The organism is Nicoliella sp. ESL1106 (genome assembly GCF_058509965.1).
This window is the reverse complement of sequence record NZ_CP196340.1, coordinates 529,763-548,111: the sequence shown is the minus strand read 5'-3', so window position 1 is coordinate 548,111 and position 18,349 is coordinate 529,763. Positions and strand designations below refer to the sequence as shown.

Below are 18,349 nucleotides of genomic sequence, written 5' to 3'. Positions count from 1 at the left end.
ACAATTTTTTATCTCAAAATAAAATTTTAGATAAAAAAAAGGCCCTGACCGAAGTCAGAGCCTTACAGAAAAGTTTTATTAAACTAATTTCAACGTCGTAATAAGATTAATTCTTATTATTTGTTGTTTGAGTTGTTAAGAGTTGAAAAGAAGCTTACGTTGTATGGGTTAAATACATCGGCAGCAACTGATTCAGCTGAAGTTACGCTAGAAATCTGGTTATTCAATTGTGAAGAAGCAGATGCAATAGCTGAGTTAGCAACTGAAGTAGGAACTGCGTAGAATGCATTAGCAGCACTTTGCTTAGCAGCTGAAGCTGAACTCATAGCAACCTTAGCATTTGATGCAGCATTTGATGCAGCAGCTGAAGCAGCTGAGTTGTATGCATATTGAGTAGCTTGAGAAGCATAGTAACTGTAGTTATTGGCTGCTGATTGGTAAGCACCATCAGCAACACTAAATGCAACTCGTGCAGCGTATTGAGCTGAGTTGATTGCTGAAGATAATGCTGGAAGATAAGCATTAAGTGCAGCAGTTGAAGTACTAAATACATTGTTAGCTGCACTAACAGTATTAACTACACTAGAAGCGGCTGAGTAAACAGCTGACGCACTAAGAGAAGCTACAGAAGTAACATTACTGTTGTAACGAGCAGATGCACTAGCTGAATCAGCAAGTGATGCTGCAAATGATACAACAGAAGCATCACTTAAACCAGAATTCTTAAATACAAAATCATTAGCAGCATATGATAATGGAGTACCACTTGCGAACAAACTATCATATAGGTATTTATTATCTTGACCCTTAGTTGAATTTCTATATGAAGCTAAAGAAGTTGCAAGAGCAGCACTGTTTTGGCCAGCATTTGAAACTGCGTTAGCAATTGAATCAACTGCGCTAGCAACTGAAGATGCTACAGAAGCAGCTAATGAAGCACCGGATGCTCCCTTAGTGTTAGCATTACTAGATGCTACAGAAGCAGCTGCATATGCAGAATTAACAGCACTAGAGTAAATAGTAAATGTTGAAGCATTAAAACCAGTACCAGTTAAATCAAGTCCAGTAGCATTAGTTAAACTTGAGAATGCGCTAGAACCAGTGGCAGGTTGGTTATTTGTATTAACAACACCTTGAATAGTTGTAACATTTTGAGCAGTTGCAGATGCATTTGCACTAAATGCAGAAGCAACTGAAGATAATGCATTATATGCATTATTAATACTAGTTGGGTCTGAATAACCACTAACTAGTACACCAGCTGATGATTGAGCTGATAAGGCATTAGATAATGCAACCAACGCATTGTACTTACCGCTAGCAGCAGAAAGTTGTAAATTAGCAGCTGATGCAAATGAATTAAGATCTGAGTAAACAGTAGCACCAGAAACTACATAACCGTTAGAAAGGTAGTAAGTACTAGTACCACTAGTGTAAACTGCTGAACTAGCTGCTGTAGAAGAAACACCACTATTATCAAAATCAATAAATGCTGATCCAGTTAATGATTGAACTAATGATACTGCACTAGATAAAGCTGCACTTGAGTTAGCAACAAATAATGAATCGCTAGCAACACTTCTGTATACATTCCGATCGTAACTTAAAGTAGCAAAACGGTTGTAAACGTTTGAAGTTGCAGAGTAAACAACGGCAGCACTAGCAGTGTTTGAAACACCAACTGATGAAGCTAATGAGTTACCAGCCTTAACGAATACACTGGCAACGGCTGAACCTAAGTTGTATACACCGTCTCCAAAGTTTGCAGCTGATGAGTTAGCACTTGAATTATTGTAACCAGGAGCAGCTGAGAAGTTACCTGCTTGGTATGAGAAGATTTGACCAGCGTATGCGCTAGCATTTGACCAGTCAGCAGCTGAAACAGCAGCTGAAAGGTTATTAGCAGCAACTGAGTATAAGTTAGCAGCGTTGCTCAATAAGTTTGGTAGGTATTGAGCATCGTTACCTGAACTAGCACCAAGGTAAACAACTTCTGAAGTACCGTTAACAGTAACAGCAGCAGATGAACCAGTAGCAAAAGCGTAGTTACTGATTGCACTAGCAACAGATGACTTAGTAGCAGCATCTGATGAGCTTACTAACCCAGCACTAGCAGCATTAGCAATTGCAGCAGCTTGTGAAGCAAATGTTGAAGCAACAACTGAATCAGCATTTGAACTAGTTGCTGAATCAGTGTTAGCTAATGCATCAAGAAGACGAGCGTACTTAACAGCAGCTGGAGTGTTGTAGTAAACAGCGGAGTCACTAGTTACTTGACTGTTTTGAAGAGTAAATGTGTTACCGTAAAGGTTCTTGTTAACTTCTGAAGCTAATGAATTAGCAGCAGCACTGAAGCTGTAACCACTTTGTGCTAACTTGTATGCGTTAACGAAAGCATTTGATAATGCTTGAGTATCAGTTAATGCAGTGGATGAAGCTGATGAGTTAGCTGAAGCAGCTGATGAAACAACAGCACTTGATGAGCTAGTAGGTACAACTGGCACGTCAAAAGTAACGTTCAAGTCGTATGAACCAGCCTTGTTAAATGCCTTCCGTAACTTATCAACCTTAGCGTAGTTAGCCTTGAAAGTCTTTAAGTTAGCCTTAGCAGCAGCTAAAGCCTTCTTAGCTGACTTCTTAGCAGCAGCAGTCTTAGCGTCTGAAAGCTTAACGTCAGCTTGGGCAACCTTGTAGTTACCAGCAGCTAAGATCCGATTGTAGTTATAAGTTAAAACGTTAGCACCATCGTACTTTTGTGCGTAAAGGTACTTAACGTTATCAACGGCAGCACGAGCTTTTAAGTAAGCAGCCTTGTTTGCCTTAGTAGCGCTAGTAGTGTAAACACTCTTAGCGGAATCGTAGTTAGCACGGAATGCGCTTAACTTAGCGTCGTCGTATGCCTTCTTTTGTGCAGGGGAGTCAGATGCAACTGAACTAGCAGCTGATGAACTGGATGCACTTGAACTTGCTGAGCTAGTAGCACTTGCGTCTGAGCTAGCTGAGCTTGAAGTAGCTGAACTACTTGAAGTAGCTGAGCTTGAGCTTGCTGAACTAGTAGCACTTGAATCAGCACTAGTAGCTGAACTAGTAGCACTGGAAGTAGCTGAGCTATTAGCACTACTATCAGTAGTAGTATTTGTAGTAGTTGCAGAAACGTTATCAGCGTGTGCTGAAGTAGCTTCTACAGCTGAAAAAGTTAATAAGGAGAACGCAACAGTGGATAATACAACCCATTGTTTGTGTCTCTTATGCATAACCTTTTTATCGTTTGCAACACGATATTGGTTCTTATTGAACTTCATAAAAGATCACCTCATAAATAATTTTTGCAAGGCAGGATTGCCTTACTTTCTAATATGCTAATACAGGACAAAACAAAATGCCGAAATGGCATTATGTAACCGCCATGCAACAATTACATAACAACTGGTATTATAGCATAAAAATACGTGATTTGTACAATATCGAACATACTTTAATATTGCTGTAATTTTCGTAACCAGCGTGTAAGAAAATAAAATATAATAACGGTTACTGCAATGTTTATCCTTAAACATTGTGATTGTATTATAACACAATCATTCTTCAATTTAGAGTGAAAAGTTAAAAAAATCACATGTTTTTGAAATTAAAAAGCCAAATTGGCTGGTCAGCACAACTTAGCTTTTTAATTATTTTACTAATTAGCGCGCTTAAATGCAAGCACTGCGTTATGACCACCAAAGCCTAACGAGTTACTTAATGCAAAATTAAGCGGTGCGTTTTTGTTTTCATCAGTCACAATGGTCGTCTTGACTTCTGGATCTAAATCAAACATCCCCACGTTCACCGGTAAGACACCCCGTTGCATTGCTCCGATCATGATGACCGCTTCCAATGCGCCGGCCGCCCCGAGTGCGTGTCCAGTTTGACCCTTGGTACTACTTACCATCACGTGATCGTTGACCCCATCGAAGAGTTTGGCGATTCCTTCTGATTCAGCAGAGTCGTTCGCAGGCGTTGCCGTCCCATGTGCATTGATGTAATCAACATCGGATGCGGTCATGTCACTTTCCTTGATCGCTTCTTGCATTGCCTTGATGGCACCGCTCCCGTCAGGACGAGGAGCCGTCAAGTGGTAGGCATCCCCCGTTGAACCATAACCAGTAATCTCAGCTAGGATGTTGGCACCCCGTGCTACCGCATGGTCGTAATCTTCAAGGACCAATGTCCCGGCTCCTTCACCCATTACGAAACCAGAACGGTTCTTATCGAATGGCATTGAAGCGCGCAGTGGGTCGGTTGAATCAGAGAGGGCTGTCAATGCGGCGAATCCTGAAATCCCGAGTTCATTGATCGAAGCTTCAGAACCACCGGTAATCATATAGGTAGCTTTTCCAGATTTAATCCGTTCGAAGGCATCCCCAATCGCATTCGTCCCAGAAGCACAGGCGGTAACGACCGCTTCGTTAATATTTCTAGTATCCAAGTTGATTGAGATGTTCCCAGCGGCCATGTTAATGATCGAGTTTGGCACGAAGAATGGTGAGACCCGCTTTGGTCCCTTGTCGTGCATCTTGATGGCTTGTTCTTGGATCGTCGTCAATCCCCCGATTCCAGAACCATAAATCACCCCGATGTCATCTGGGTCGTAGCTGCCCTTTTCTAGACCGGCCATTTCCATGGCTTCAAAGGCTGAATAAACGGCGTAGCGCGAAAAGTCGTCCATCCGCTTGGAGATCTTCTTTGGGATCCGCTTTAATGGATCGAAGTCCTTTACTTCGGCTGCGACCGTAATCCCAGTATCACTAGCATCGAAATGCGTGATGGGTGCGACCCCAGTCTTGTTTGCAAAGATATTGTCTAAGAAGGTCTTGGAATCGTTACCTAGTGGCGTAACAGCACCAATCCCGACTACAGCGACACGATGTTCCATAATGGTCCCTCCTATTCTGCTTCTGGGCGCTTCTTATCAGGCACGATGAATGATAATTCGGCTTGACAAGCCTTCTTATCACCAACGAATGCGATACAATCAACGGTTCCCATGTTACTGTGTTGCTTCTTCATCGTGATTTCAAATCTGATCACGTCACCTGGGCGGACCATCTTTCTGAATTTCGCGTTCTTGATCGAACCCATGTAAGCGGTCTTGTCCTTGTATTTTTCACTCTTTAAGATCAAGATCGATGCAGCTTGGGCCATTGATTCGATGATCAAGACCCCAGGCATTACAGGGTTACCAGGGAAGTGTCCTTGGAAGTAGTTTTCGTTGATCGTAACGTTTTTTGTTGCCACGATTTTTTCATCTGGAACTAATTCGTCCACCCGATCGATGTATAAGATGGGGTAACGATTAGGAATTAAATCCATAATTTCAGTAATATCTAAAACAGCCATTATTATCCTCCTAAAAAGCTTTATTCTTCAAATTGTGCGATGGTACCGACGTAATCAAAGCCCACGTACAAGGGTGTTAGCCGAATGGACTGGCCATAGCGATCGGCATGGGCAAAGGTCGTTAGGTCAATTTGCATACTCTTGATGCCGCCGGGAATTCCCATCCCGACTAGCTTCAAGACCGCCTCTTTGATCGTCCAGATTTTAAAGGTGGCCCACAGCAGGTCATCACCAGTTAATTGCGCAAGGTAATCTAATTCATCCTGCCGAAATGCACGGTGGATGCGGTGATAATCATAGGGCCTGAGCTTTTCTAGATCGACGCCAATCGGCTGGTCTGAAACTGCTAAGACCACTTTATCATAAGAGTTTGCAATATTGTACTCAAACGCCCCACTCTTTAGCCTTGGTTTCCCGTGCGGGCCGTGATCAAAAAGTGTCCCGCTGGCAACTACCTGCGGGCTGACTTGGAGCCAGTCGGCTAGCAAATATTTCCCGACAATTGATTGACGGGGATTATACATTTTGCCAAGATTGTCACTTTTAAACCGTGCTTGGTAGCGTGGGTTTTGAATCGAATCGATTCTTAATTGCAGCATCTTAGACGATCAAGTGGACCCCGTTATCAACGTAGATAACGTCACCAGTCACTCCAGAAGCAAGGTCGCTCATCAAGAATGCAGCTGATTTACCAACGTCCATTGGGGTCACGCTCTTACCATTGACGGTAAAGCCTTCTGACATCTTCAATAGGTCACCGTGGTGCTTGATGCCAGTCACGGCAAGCGTCTTGATTGCCCCTGCTGAAATGGCGTTGACCCGCACGTTCTTTTCTTTTCCTAATTCGGCAGCTAAGTAGCGCATTTCAGCTTCCAAAGCAGCCTTAGCGACCCCCATCATGTTGTAGTTCGGAATTGCCCGAACGGCCCCGATGTAAGTAAGCGTAGCAATGCTACCGCCTTCGTTCATGATGGCACTGGCATAACGAGAAACTGAAATAAATGAGTAGGCACTAACGTCTTGGGCGAGGTTAAAGCCATCCTTTTTGACGTTCTTAACGCCGCCTTCAAGGGTTTCCTTATCCGCAAAGGCGATTGCATGGATGACCCCGTCGATATTACCGACTTCTTCGTGGATCGCATTAAAGGTTTTTTCCACGTTTGCGTCTTCTGCAACGTCACATTCGAACATCTTAACGTCAACGTCAGCTAAGAGCTTGTCCAATGAACGCTTCATCCGATCGTTTTGGTAGGTCAAGATGACTTCGGCCCCTTGATCCAATAATGCTTGGGCACAACCCCACGCGATACTCTTTTTATTTGCAACACCCATTATGACAATCTTTTTACCATCTAAAATTCCAGCCATGAGTTTATTTCCTCCATTCATTAGTTAAACTTCCGATAGCGAGCGTGGCGATCAGCCAGGAGCTGATCGACCGGTTTAATTTCTAATTCTTTGATTTTTGCATCTAATGCGGTTTTAAAGGCGGCTAGATCAGCAGCACTTTTCACCTCTGGAACCACCCGATCGATAATGTGATTAGCGAGCAGTTCCTCTGCGGTCAAGCCCATTTGATCGGCAGCTTCCTTGGCGCGACTTGAATCCTTCCAAAGGATCGTCGCAAAGCCCTCTGGGGATAGCACTGAATAAGCACTGTCTTCAAAGGCCCAGACTTCATCGCCGACCGCTAAGGCTAATGCACCGCCACTTCCCCCTTCACCAACAATCACGCTGATGTATGGGACGGTCAGGTTCAAGCCCTGCATGATCGATTGGGCGATCATGTACCCCTGGCCGTGGTATTCGGCTTCCACCCCTGGATATGCTCCGGGCGTGTTGATCAGGGTAATGACGGGACGGTTGAATTTTTCAGCCGCCTTCATCAGCCGCAGGGCCTTACGGTAGCCATCCGGTTCGGCAGAACCAAAATGACGGGCGAGGTTTTCTTCATTATTATTCCCCTTTTGGATGCCCACGATTGTTACTGGTTTGCCGTTCAAAATCCCAATTCCGGCGTAAACCGCAGGATCGTCACCGTAAGCACGGTCGCCATGCAGCTCTACAAAGTCTTCTGTAATCCCAGCGACTAATTTTTGGATACTAATTTTATCACTACTCCGAGCCGCCAAGACCCGATCGTAAGCGCGTTTTTCTGTCATCATCAGTCCTCCTTGATTAGTGCCAAGCTAACAACTTAGCTAAGAACGCCTTTAAAGCTGGCCTTGGCACGATTTGATCCAAGAAACCATTTTTAAGCAGCGTTTCGGCTCTTTGAAAGTCCTTTGGTGGGACTTGTTGAATCGTTTTTTCAATGACCCGTCGTCCAGCGAAGCCGATCAACGTGTGCGGTTCACTGACGATAATGTCACCTTCCATTGCGAAACTGGCGGTTACCCCACCGGTAGTCGGATCAGTCAAAACGCTTATGTATAATAAGCCCTTAGCACTGTGATCAGCTACTGCGGCTGAAACCTTTGCCATTTGCATCAATGAATTGATTCCTTCTTGCATCCGCGCCCCACCCGAGGCGGTGAAGAGGATCAATGGTAAGCCCTCTTGGGTACACTTTTCAAAGAGGCGCGTAATCTTTTCACCAGTGGCAGTCCCGAGGCTACCCATGATGAAGCGGGAGTCCATGACCCCGATGCCGACTGGTTGATCATCGATTTTACCGATCCCAGTCATTACGCTTTCGTCCATGTTGGTAACCTTGCGTGACTTTGCTAGCTTGCCCATGTATTTGGCGTCATCTTTGAAGCGTTCGGGAGCCTTGACGTGGACATCAATTTCTTTGAATGAGCCCTCATCACAGATCATTTTGATCCGTTGTTGCGCCCCGATCCGAAAACCGTAGTGACAATTAGGACAGTCCTTGAACTGGCCGAGCTTCTTGGAATAGAAGCTTTCGCCACAGATCGGACACTTCACAAAGAGGTGGTCTGGGATTTGATCCATTAACGCTTGGTAATGATTGGCGGGTTCGTTATTTGGTTGTGTCATTTTTATTCAACCACGCTTTCAAGAATGAATTCTCAATGTACATATTATTAAAGTCACTTGCCTTAAAGTGCTCGTCATCCAAGAGGTCATAAAGAAAGGCTTGGTTGGTAACCACGCCCTCGATCTTGAATTCCTTGATGACACGCCGCATCTTATTGACAGCCTGCGCCTTCGTTGGCATGTGCACAATGATTTTGGCGATCATCGAATCGTAAAATGGCGAAATTGTATCGCCCGCTTCGACCCCCGCATCGATCCGCACGCCCTTCGTTCCGAATGGAAAGCGCAGCGCTTTGATCTTGCCAGGTGAAGGGGTAAACCCAGTTGCTGGATTTTCGGCGTTGATCCGACATTCGATTGCAAAGCCCTTCGGTGCACAGTCAGCTTGCTTGTAGGGCAGGTCCGCCCCCGCTGCGACCATGACCTGGGACTTGATGAGTTCGACTCCCGCGACTTCTTCGGTCACGGTGTGTTCAACCTGCAATCTGGTATTCATTTCCATGAAGTAGAATTGCATGTTGTGTTCATCGAGCAAGAATTCGATCGTGCCAGTATTTTCATAGCCGATTTCTTGCATCGCCTTTACCAATAGTGAACCTAAGTAATCACGTTGGTCTTGGCTCACCAGCATACAGGGACTTTCTTCGATGATCTTTTGATGCCCCCGTTGGAGAGAACAGTCCCGTTCGGGGAAGTATACGATGTGGCCCGCTTGATCTGCAATCGCTTGCATTTCAATGTGCTTAGCATCGCTTAGGTCCTTTTCCAAGTAGAGGGTATCGTCATCAAATGATAGTTTGATTTCCCTTTGGGTGGTCGGGTAAATTTCGCGCATTGCATCGTCATCGACGATCTTACGAATCCCCTTACCACCCCCACCAGCAGCGGCCTTCAGCATGACTGGGTAGCCGATCTGATGGGCAGCTGTGATGGCTTGTTCAACGGTCTTAACGGCGCCGTCACTCCCGGGAATCGTGGGCACGCCGGCTTTTTTCATGGTCGCCTTGGCATGCGCCTTGTTCCCCATTAAATCAATTACTTCTGAACTCGGGCCAATGAACTTGATATGACACTGTTCACAAATTTCCGCAAATTCAGCGTTTTCAGATAGAAAACCGTAGCCGGGATGAATCGCATCACTACCCGTTAGGATCGCAGTATCAATGATTGCTTCCATATTAAGGTAGGATTCGCCTGGTTGGGGTCCACCGATACAAACGGCTTCATCAGCGAGCTTAGTGAACAGGCTATCACGATCAGCAGTCGAATATACCGCCACTGATTGAATCCCCATTTCCCGTAACGCCCGAATGATTTGGACCGCGATTTCACCACGGTTTGCGATCAATACTTTCTTAAACATCCAACCATCCTTTACTTATTCAATCGCAAAGACTAGATCAGCGGTACAGATGACTTCGCCATCGCGAACCACCGTGCCGTGACCAACACCGATTTGGTGTTTTAACTTTGTCATCTCAACTGATAATGATAGCTTGTCGCCAGGTCTAAAGTCGTCTTGATACTCAGCTTGTTTGATGCCACCAAAAAAGACGTTGCGTCCCTTGTATTCAGGCATAGATAACAGCGATACCACGCCCGTTTGTGCTAGGCATTCTAGCACAATTGGCCGTGGCATGACGGGATTATTTTGACCTTGGAAAAACCATTCATTGATCGTTAAGTACTTAGTTGCTTTTGAACCCTCGCCGGGCCGCACTTCATCGATTTGATCGATCATTTGAAATGGGTAGCGTTGGGGGATAAATTTATCAACTTCGAAACTCACGACTTAGTCCTCCTCGATTGCAAAGATGGGTTGGTCGTATTCAACCATGTCCCCATCGGATACTAATTGCTTAGTAATGGTTCCAGAAACGGGGCTCTTAACGTCATTGATGACCTTCATTGCTTCGATCACACAAACGGTTTCGCCCTTCTTAACGTGGTCGCCAACTTCTTTGAAGACTGGCTTTTCTGGACTGGGTGCAAAGTAGACGATCCCCACTAGCGGAGCCTTGATCTTAGCCCCGTCGTTATTAACAGCAGCTGGTTGTTGTACAGCGGCTGGTTCAGAAGAACTAGCAGCCACTGGTCCTGCAACTACTTGTTGGGGGTGGTCTAACTTACTAAAGTATAATTGACCTTCAATCCGTAATTCAGTCAGATTGGAATGGTCAAATTTATCGATTAACTTCTCGACATCTTGTTCATCCATTTTAATAAAAACTCCTACTATCCTTAAATTGTCAATCCACCATCAAGGGTGATTACTTGACCGGTAATATAACTATTGTTCATCAAGAATTTGATTGCATCGGCAATGTCTGCGGTGCTCCCGAAGCGGCCGAGTGGGATTTGTTTTTCCCACTTTTCGATATTACGGTCGCTCAGCTTGTCAGTCATGTCGGACTTGATCATCCCAGGAGCAACGGCATTACAACGAATCCCGCGGAGTGCCCCTTCTTGAGCAGTCGTCTTGGTCAACCCAACTAGGCCAGCCTTACTAGCAGAGTAATTAGCTTGGCCGATGTTACCATGCAGGCCCGCAATACTGGAGAGGTTCACGATCGAACCCGTCCGCTTCTTTTGCATGATCTTCATGGCAAACTTAGTCATGTTAAAGGCCCCGACTAAATTAGTACGTAACACTGCTTCAAAGGAGTCGGTCCCCATTCTAGTCAATAGCTTATCTTGAGTAATTCCCGCATTGTTGATCAAACCATCGATGGTACCATGCTTTTCAACGACTTGATCGACCATGCGTTTCGCGTCTTCTTCACTCGCAACGTCACCGATTACGACATCGATGTCATTTGCGAATTGCTTTTTTAATTCAGCGGTCTTGTCAGCGCCCAACGCACGGTGTGCATTTACGACAACAAAGTTAGCAGGGTCGGTAGCTAGTAGCTGAGCTGTTGCTAATCCGATTCCCTTGGTCCCACCGGTCACTAAAATCACGCGCTTGTCTGTCATATTAGAAATCCTCCAATTTGGCTCTAAAATCATTCAATGTATCAACACTTTCGATATTATAAATCGCTTGATTAGCAGTCTTCTTAGCTAGCTTGCTCAGGGTATTACCTGGTCCAATTTCCACAAAGGCATCGATGCCCATTTGGTCGACTGCTTCGACGTCACCCATGAAATGAGTAGGGTTGACCAACTGATCTACTAGGGTGGACTTTAAATTATCCTTAGTAAATGGGGCAACCAAAGTATTACTCATCACGGTGGTGGCAGGTTCGGCAAAGTCAACCGATTCAAGGCGAACGGCTAATTGTTCACTAGCTGGTTGCATTAATGGGGTGTGCGAAGCGACTGCGACCTTGATCGGAACGACACGCTTGGCACCCTTTTCCTTCATAATTGCACTTGCCTTTGCGACCGCATCGGCTGTCCCACCGATAACGGTTTGCTTCACTGTATTGAAGTTTGCTGGATAGACCCCGTCGATGCCGTCACAGACTTCTGAAACGACCTGCGGATCCAAATTAAGGACCGCAGCCATTGCTCCGGGGTTTGCTTGACCAGCTTCATCCATGTATCTAGCCCGATCGCGAACTAATTTTAGTCCAGATTGAAAAGAAAGTGCTTTAGCAGATACCAAAGCACTATACTCTCCCAGACTGAGTCCAAACATTGCCTTTGGCATGGGTAACTGGGTGTCTAAAATACGAGCAATCCCAGTACTCATTGTCAACAATGCGATTTGAACATTTGCTGGATCATCAAAATTTTTAGGATCGGCTAGGTCTAAATTCAATACATCTGATGCTTCATCCACCGTTTGTTTATATAACGGTTCGGCCTGGTACAAGTCTTGACCCATGTTTGCAAACTGACTTCCCTGGCCACTAAATAAATAACAGAGATTCAAAATCAAACCCTCCTAATTGAAGAAAGCTAATTAGTTAGCGTCAACTTGGCTAGCAACGTAATCAACTAATTGTTGAACAGTTGACATGTCGTTGTCACTATCGATTTCGATATCGTATTCATCTTCTAATTCGTCGATGATTTCGAAGATATCTAAACTGTCTAAGTCAAGGTCTTCCTTGAAATTAGTGTCTAACTTAATGTCGTCAGCCTTTACATCATCAGTTTGGTCTTCTACGATTGATTTGATCTTGTCGAAAATTGCGTTCTTGTCTGCCATTTTTAATTCACTCTCCATAAAATTTAAATTCTAATATTTAATTACAACAGTTCCGGTCGTTAAACCGCCACCAAAGCCGGTCATCACTAGGATGTCCCCACGGTTAATTTTACCATCTTCCACCAATTCAGCGAGTAAAATTGCCTCGCTAGCAGCGGAAGTATTTCCGTATTCATCGATATTGATCGGGAAGCGGTCGTTAAATGGTAATTTCAGCTTACGGGCAACGCTTTTAACAATGCGTTGGTTCGCTTGGTGTAAAATAAAAAAGTCCACATCGGATAACTTAAGGTGTGCCTTAGCTACCGCCTCACGAATGGATTCTGGGACCCGCCGAATCGCGAAGTCAAATACACGATGGCCATCCATGCGCAATGGCAGGTCAGATTGAACGGCCCCACTCGCAAATGGCGAATGGTTAGCAATCTGCCCCATTGTCAAGGCATCCCCATCAGCGCCATAGGTATTGAGCTGACTGCTGAGGAATTGGCCAGACGTCTCAGTAGCACGGTTAGTAACTAACAAGCCCCCCGCCCCATCACCGAACAATACGGCGGTCGTGCGGTCGTGCCAGTCGATGAGCTTGCTTAATGCTTCACTCCCAATCAAGATTCCAGTGGAATCAGGATGGGTCGCAAGCAGCGCATTCATCACATCTAACCCGTATGAGAAACCAGAACAAGCAGCGCTAATGTCAAAGGCTAAGGCATTGTTAGCCTGAATTTGGCCCTGCACGGCTGCTGCAGTCGATGGCATTAATCGATCACCAGACATGGTGGCGACCACGATAAAGTCAACGTCCTCTGGGCTAACGTGGGTCTTCGCTAATAATTGCTTAGCTACGTTTGTCGCAAGCGAGGTGTTGGTCTCATCTGTCACCACATGGCGTCTTTTGATGCCAGTCCGTCGACTGATCCATTCATCGGAAGTATCCATTATTTGAGCCAGATCATCATTAGTTACCACTTTATCTGGAACAGCCTTAGCGGTAGCCATAATTGAAAAAGTACTCATAATATCTCCTTAATATCCATTTGTCATAGTGACCCAATCGTCACCATGGATGTCTGATGTTTCAATATCTATGATATCTCAATCAGAAAAATTGAGCCAACTAAAATTTGCTAATTTAATTGACAACGATACATTATAACATGAAAATACCTATTTTATACAATCTTTCCGATGAATCCATTAATCTTAATAATGTGATACATAATAAATTATGTAACATCTAGATTATAAATCACTTAAGTTCCCGTATATTTTCTTAATTCGCCACCGCTAGAATTGACTTAAATTCTGGATTTGAATTATAATTTTAAGTGTTAAATCAGCAAACAGTTACATACCGCTAAAGCCTACTAAAGAGAGGAATCAAACACATGGATGAGAAGATTAAATCAATTTACGATCAATGGCACGCTGAAGCAGACATGCCGGTGAATTTAAAACGTGAATTAGATGCAATGCAAAATGATGAAGCAAAAATTGAAGATGCGTTCGGTGCGACCCTATCATTCGGGACCGCCGGAATGCGTGGAATCATCGGGGCCGGGTTGAACCGAATGAACATCTATACCGTCCGCCAAGCAGCCGAAGGATTGGCAATGCTGATGGATCAATTAGATCCTGCTGACAAGGCGCGCGGGGTCGCAATCAGTTTTGACCCCCGTTATGGGTCGCGCGACTTTGCGTACACTTCGGCCCAAGTATTAGGAGCGCACGGCATCAAATCATTTATCGTTGATGATATCCGCCCCGTCCCCGAACTATCATTTGCCGTCCGTCATCTCCACACCTATGCTGGAATCATGATCACGGCTTCGCACAACCCTAAGCAATACAACGGCTTTAAAATCTACGGTGAAGACGGCGGCCAGATGCCACCCAAGGAATCGGCCATCATTACTGAATCCGCCCACAAGGCTAGCGACCTCTTCGCAATTCAAACTGCTGACATTCATGACCTGCGTGAACGAGACCTCCTAAGCGTCGTTGGGGAAGATATCGACTTAGCATATTTAAATGAAGCCAAAAAGGTCAATATTAATGAAGAATTAATTCAAAACGTCGGCAAGGATTTGAAGTTCGTATACTCGCCACTGCACGGGGCGGGCAAGAACATCGGACGGCGGGCGCTTTCGACTGCTGGGTTCAGGAACTTTGAAATGGTGACCGAACAAACGATTGCTGATCCAGAGTTTCCAACGACTCCCCACCCCAATCCAGAATACCGTGAAGCCTTCGACCTTGCCATCAAGCAGGGGAAGCAAGTCGGCGCTGACATTTTGATTGAAACCGACCCCGATGCCGATCGATTAGGTGCGGCGGTCCGTCAACCAGATGGTGAATACAAGTTAATGACCGGAAACCAAATCGCGAGTGTAATGCTGAACTACATCTTACAAGCTAAGCAACAGCTTGGCACGCTTCCTGAGAACGGGATCATCGTGAAGTCGATCGTTTCGACTGAATTAGCAACTAAGATTGCTGAACATTACAATGTTGATACTAAAAACGTGTTGACCGGCTTCAAGTACATTGCAGAACAGATCAAATTGTTCGAGGAAAATCAACAACACAGCTTCTTGTTCGGGTTCGAAGAAAGCTACGGCTACCTTATCCGCCCATTTGTCCGCGATAAGGATGCGATCCAATCCACGATGATGCTCGCCGAAGTCGCCGCCTACTACAAGGACCGTGACATGACGCTATACGATGGGCTCCAAGAAATGTATCAAAAATATGGCTACTTCGAAGAAAAAACGATTTCTAAATTATTCGAAGGCCTGGACGGGCAAAAGCAGATGGCTGCGATCATGGAACAACTCCGTGATGACCCAATGACTGCATTTGCTGGTGAACACGTGGCTGCGATCGAAGATTTTGCGACCGCCACGAGAACCTTTGATAATGGCAAGCAAGAAGAAATCGACATGCCTTCCTCAAACGTTTTAAAATACTGGCTTGCTGATGGTTCTTGGATCACGATTCGCCCTTCTGGGACCGAACCAAAGGTGAAGTTCTACGTAGGAGTCGAAGATGAATCAAAGGACCAAGCAATGGCGCGGCTCGATAAGTACGTCAAAGCGATCCATGAATTAATCGCACAGTTAACTAAATAATCATTTTCAGGCCACCAGTGCAGCGACACGGGTGGCCTTTTAATTTGTCAATCACAATTATGAATGATATATTAATTAATGAATAAAAATTAGGAGATGTACATATATGAAAATTAAAAAAATGTTATTAGCGGGGATCTTGTCAGTTAGTTTAATTGCTCCCACCGTATTAAGTGCAATCGAACCCACTACCACTGTCAATGCTGCTAAGAAGCATAAAAAGGTAGTTAAAAAGCACCATAAGAAAGCAAAGAAGGTCAATAAAAAGAAGGTCAATAAGAAGAAGCATAAGGCTACCCCTGCTGTTAATAACAACTCAAATAACACCAGCAGTGATAATTCAAATACTACTAATAACACCAGCAGTGATAATTCGAATACTGCTAATAACACCAGTAGTAATAATTCGAATACTACTAATTCAGCAGATCAGTTTGCTAATGATTACAATAATTACAATGAGATTACTGAAGACCATCCAGAGGCATTTGGTAACTATAGAACTAGTAACCCTGACCCATACGCTACGGAAACCACTGATAACCCTAATTATAATCATGGCAAATACAGTGACATTTCGGCTTCACTCAATGACATTGTTAGTGATATGAATAATAATAATCAATATTCAACCCTTGATACCGTTAACGCGCAAATGGCAGCCCAATCATTATACGTTGCCTTTCGAAATCGCTTTTCAGCTGATGAAAACACCAAGTTATCGAACATGCGTGATGCATTAACGAATAGTGCGATCGACGTAGGCAGCAGCGATTCACAAAGCACCGCCCAATGGGATAATTTAAAGGTCTTCTTCTCTGAAATGGCTAATGCAATTGGCACCCTGCAAAATTAATTGAATCATGAACACAAAAAGCTGGCAGCCGCCAGCTTTTTTTATTCAAAAACATATGCGATTAATAACATTCCCCTGCTAGAATCAATGCCGACCCCAATCTTAGTGTAGTGCGAAGTTAAAATATTATTCCGATGGCCCCACTGTGATGGCCCACTATCTTCATACAGCATTGCATTGAGGTTTTGAATTACCCCCTGTTGAACGGATCTGCCGACGTAATCTGGCGTTTTAGCCACGTTCTCGCCCAGGTGATTCACTAAGTTCGGATAGCCCAGTTGACTGGCCACTTGATAACGATACGGATACCCCTGCTCATTATTATGATTAGCGGTCGTAAATAGCTGATTTGCACGCACGTTAGCGATTCGATTCAAGGCGTAATCCCACTTCAATTTACTAATCCCATGACTTAAGCGGACGTAGTTAATGTAGTTAAACGCTGCCTTAGCGACTTGAGAGTAGGACTGTGGTTTCCTGTTCACAAGATGCTTTAAAAAACCGACTGGGTGCAGGTCTTGATTTTGGACCCAGCCCCGTTCGCGATTAGCAAATTGAACGTAGTAGTACTTCACCCCCCACGATGCTAATTTTTGGCGCAGTAATTTAACCTTGAAATCCGATAAGTTCGCAATCACATTGTTATCAAGTGCATTCGTGGTATCGGTTTCGTTTTGGGGGAAATTAGTTAGGACGTAGCGATTATTATCACTATTGTATTGATAGGTTTTCCCGTTTCTTAGGTTCGGTAGATACTGACTAGCCATTGAGGGATAAAAAACGGTGGTCGTTTTAGCGTGTGCAGTATTTTGATAGCTTGCGATTTCAAATAATGAAGTAATAATAACGATTGATAGCAGCATTGAGGTAAATTTTTTCATGAATAGCATCCTTAATTTATGATTTAAGTTTATTTTACAATAACTTGGCAAATTGGACAAAAAAGAAGCGGCTGGTAACCCAGTCGCTTCTAGAAACAAAATATAGTTTAGTAGGAATTATTTAGCTTTTTTTGCAGAAGTTTTCTTAGCCTTTTTATTAGTTGTTTTGGCTTTCTTGGTAGTCTTCTTAGCTTTCTTGGTGGTCTTTTTGTGATCCTTAGCGTAAGCTTTTTCGACCTTGTTGTACTTCTTTTCGGCAGCCTTGAATTTCTTTTCAGCAGCAGCCTTAGCCTTCTTAGTCTTAGCCTTAGCGACTTCCTTCTTAGCCTTATCTACAGCCTTCTTAGCTGCATCGACTTCTACCTTAGTAGTCTTTTTGGTCTTCTTTTCAGTAGTATCTGCGGTAGTCTTAGCCTTTTTAGCTTTCTTGGCCTTGTGGCTAGTAGTAGCTGATGAGCTTGTGGCGGTTGATGATGCACTAGATGCTGTAGTCGAACTTGCAGAAGAAGCGGTTGAACCATCACCAGATAGCTTGCTGACACTATTAGCATAACTTACGTAACCGCTAGTAGAAGCGGATGATGTTGATACTACAGTATTACTAGTAGTACTGTCTGGCCCTGTTTTAGCCGAACTATCATTTGCTGCACTTGAAGAATCACTATTAGCTGATGATGCAGTTGAAGAGCTAGATGATGGATTGGAAGTAGTAGATGATGCAGTTGAAGCACCTGATGCTGCAGATGATGTAGTTGAATCTGCACTACTACCATTTGAACCATCAGTAAGAGAAACAGTATGAGCAGCATTAGGATCAGCCGATGCCGTAAATGGAGTTGCCACAAATGCAGTAGCGAATGCAGCGGTCATTACCAATGCAGCAACCCACTTTTTACCAGATTTATAAAGACGATAATGTTCTTTGTTAGTATTCTTCATAGAA

18 protein-coding genes are annotated in these 18,349 nt (G+C 44.3%); 2 read left to right on the top strand and 16 right to left on the bottom strand.

Features of this window, described 5'->3' with window-relative positions:
- Positions 1 to 116: 116 nt before the first annotated feature.
- The 14 genes from ACSVI6_RS02170 to ACSVI6_RS02105 all read right to left on the bottom strand — a co-directional run bounded on the left by ACSVI6_RS02170 (position 117) and on the right by ACSVI6_RS02105 (position 13,555).
- Positions 117 to 3,302, bottom strand: coding sequence for a hypothetical protein (locus tag ACSVI6_RS02170; protein ID WP_491720877.1), 3,186 nt, complete (start codon positions 3,300 to 3,302; stop codon positions 117 to 119).
- Positions 3,303 to 3,679: 377 nt separating this feature from the next.
- A complete protein-coding gene (fabF, locus tag ACSVI6_RS02165) occupies positions 3,680 to 4,915 on the bottom strand; it encodes a beta-ketoacyl-ACP synthase II (RefSeq protein WP_491717087.1) in 1,236 nt (411 codons plus the stop codon).
- Positions 4,916 to 4,926: 11 nt separating this feature from the next.
- Positions 4,927 to 5,379, bottom strand: a complete 453-nt coding sequence (gene fabZ / locus ACSVI6_RS02160; RefSeq protein WP_491717086.1) for a 3-hydroxyacyl-ACP dehydratase FabZ — start codon at positions 5,377 to 5,379, stop codon at positions 4,927 to 4,929.
- Positions 5,380 to 5,399: 20 nt separating this feature from the next.
- Positions 5,400 to 5,978 (bottom strand): 4'-phosphopantetheinyl transferase family protein, encoded by a 579-nt coding sequence (locus ACSVI6_RS02155; protein ID WP_491717085.1) that lies wholly within the window; start codon positions 5,976 to 5,978, stop codon positions 5,400 to 5,402.
- 1 nt (position 5,979) lies between these two features.
- Complete coding sequence (gene fabI / locus ACSVI6_RS02150; RefSeq protein ID WP_491717084.1) at positions 5,980 to 6,747, bottom strand: enoyl-ACP reductase FabI; 768 nt, start codon at positions 6,745 to 6,747, stop codon at positions 5,980 to 5,982.
- A 20-nt stretch (positions 6,748 to 6,767) separates the two neighbouring features.
- Positions 6,768 to 7,541, bottom strand: coding sequence for a carboxyltransferase subunit alpha (gene accA / locus ACSVI6_RS02145; protein WP_491720876.1), 774 nt, complete (start codon positions 7,539 to 7,541; stop codon positions 6,768 to 6,770).
- 16 nt (positions 7,542 to 7,557) lie between these two features.
- Positions 7,558 to 8,382, bottom strand: a complete 825-nt coding sequence (gene accD / locus ACSVI6_RS02140) for an acetyl-CoA carboxylase, carboxyltransferase subunit beta (RefSeq protein ID WP_491720875.1) — start codon at positions 8,380 to 8,382, stop codon at positions 7,558 to 7,560.
- On the bottom strand, positions 8,366 to 9,745 hold the full coding sequence (locus ACSVI6_RS02135; protein WP_491720874.1) for an acetyl-CoA carboxylase biotin carboxylase subunit: 1,380 nt from the start codon (positions 9,743 to 9,745) through the stop codon (positions 8,366 to 8,368). The genes accD and ACSVI6_RS02135 overlap by 17 nt, the downstream gene beginning before the upstream one ends.
- A gap of 15 nt (positions 9,746 to 9,760) precedes the next feature.
- Positions 9,761 to 10,171, bottom strand: coding sequence for a 3-hydroxyacyl-ACP dehydratase FabZ family protein (locus tag ACSVI6_RS02130; RefSeq protein WP_491717080.1), 411 nt, complete (start codon positions 10,169 to 10,171; stop codon positions 9,761 to 9,763).
- Between the two features lie 3 nt (positions 10,172 to 10,174).
- On the bottom strand, positions 10,175 to 10,600 hold the full coding sequence (locus ACSVI6_RS02125; protein WP_491720873.1) for an acetyl-CoA carboxylase biotin carboxyl carrier protein: 426 nt from the start codon (positions 10,598 to 10,600) through the stop codon (positions 10,175 to 10,177).
- 23 nt (positions 10,601 to 10,623) lie between these two features.
- On the bottom strand, positions 10,624 to 11,358 hold the full coding sequence (fabG, locus tag ACSVI6_RS02120) for a 3-oxoacyl-ACP reductase FabG (RefSeq protein WP_491717078.1): 735 nt from the start codon (positions 11,356 to 11,358) through the stop codon (positions 10,624 to 10,626).
- Between the two features lies 1 nt (position 11,359).
- Positions 11,360 to 12,262: an ACP S-malonyltransferase gene (locus tag ACSVI6_RS02115; RefSeq protein WP_491720872.1), complete on the bottom strand. Its 903-nt coding sequence runs from the start codon at positions 12,260 to 12,262 to the stop codon at positions 11,360 to 11,362.
- Between the two features lie 30 nt (positions 12,263 to 12,292).
- Positions 12,293 to 12,541 (bottom strand): acyl carrier protein, encoded by a 249-nt coding sequence (locus ACSVI6_RS02110; RefSeq protein WP_219054050.1) that lies wholly within the window; start codon positions 12,539 to 12,541, stop codon positions 12,293 to 12,295.
- A 30-nt stretch (positions 12,542 to 12,571) separates the two neighbouring features.
- A complete protein-coding gene (locus ACSVI6_RS02105; protein ID WP_491720871.1) occupies positions 12,572 to 13,555 on the bottom strand; it encodes a beta-ketoacyl-ACP synthase III in 984 nt (327 codons plus the stop codon).
- Positions 13,556 to 13,926: 371 nt separating this feature from the next.
- On the opposite strand from ACSVI6_RS02105, the gene ACSVI6_RS02100 reads away from it, so the two are divergent.
- Both ACSVI6_RS02100 and ACSVI6_RS02095 read left to right on the top strand, forming a co-directional pair.
- The gene (locus ACSVI6_RS02100) at positions 13,927 to 15,669 is read left to right on the top strand and encodes a phospho-sugar mutase (RefSeq protein ID WP_491720870.1); all 1,743 of its coding nucleotides are present in this window, start codon (positions 13,927 to 13,929) and stop codon (positions 15,667 to 15,669) included.
- A 106-nt stretch (positions 15,670 to 15,775) separates the two neighbouring features.
- Positions 15,776 to 16,525, top strand: a complete 750-nt coding sequence (locus ACSVI6_RS02095; RefSeq protein ID WP_491720869.1) for a hypothetical protein — start codon at positions 15,776 to 15,778, stop codon at positions 16,523 to 16,525.
- Between the two features lie 41 nt (positions 16,526 to 16,566).
- On the opposite strand, the gene ACSVI6_RS02090 is transcribed toward ACSVI6_RS02095, so the two are convergent.
- Positions 16,567 to 17,406, bottom strand: a complete 840-nt coding sequence (locus tag ACSVI6_RS02090; protein ID WP_491720868.1) for a CAP domain-containing protein — start codon at positions 17,404 to 17,406, stop codon at positions 16,567 to 16,569.
- A gap of 117 nt (positions 17,407 to 17,523) precedes the next feature.
- Positions 17,524 to 18,345 carry a KxYKxGKxW signal peptide domain-containing protein gene (locus tag ACSVI6_RS02085; RefSeq protein WP_491720867.1) on the bottom strand — a complete coding sequence of 274 codons (822 nt, stop codon included), beginning with the start codon at positions 18,343 to 18,345 and terminating at the stop codon, positions 17,524 to 17,526.
- Between the last annotated feature and the right edge of the window lie 4 nt (positions 18,346 to 18,349).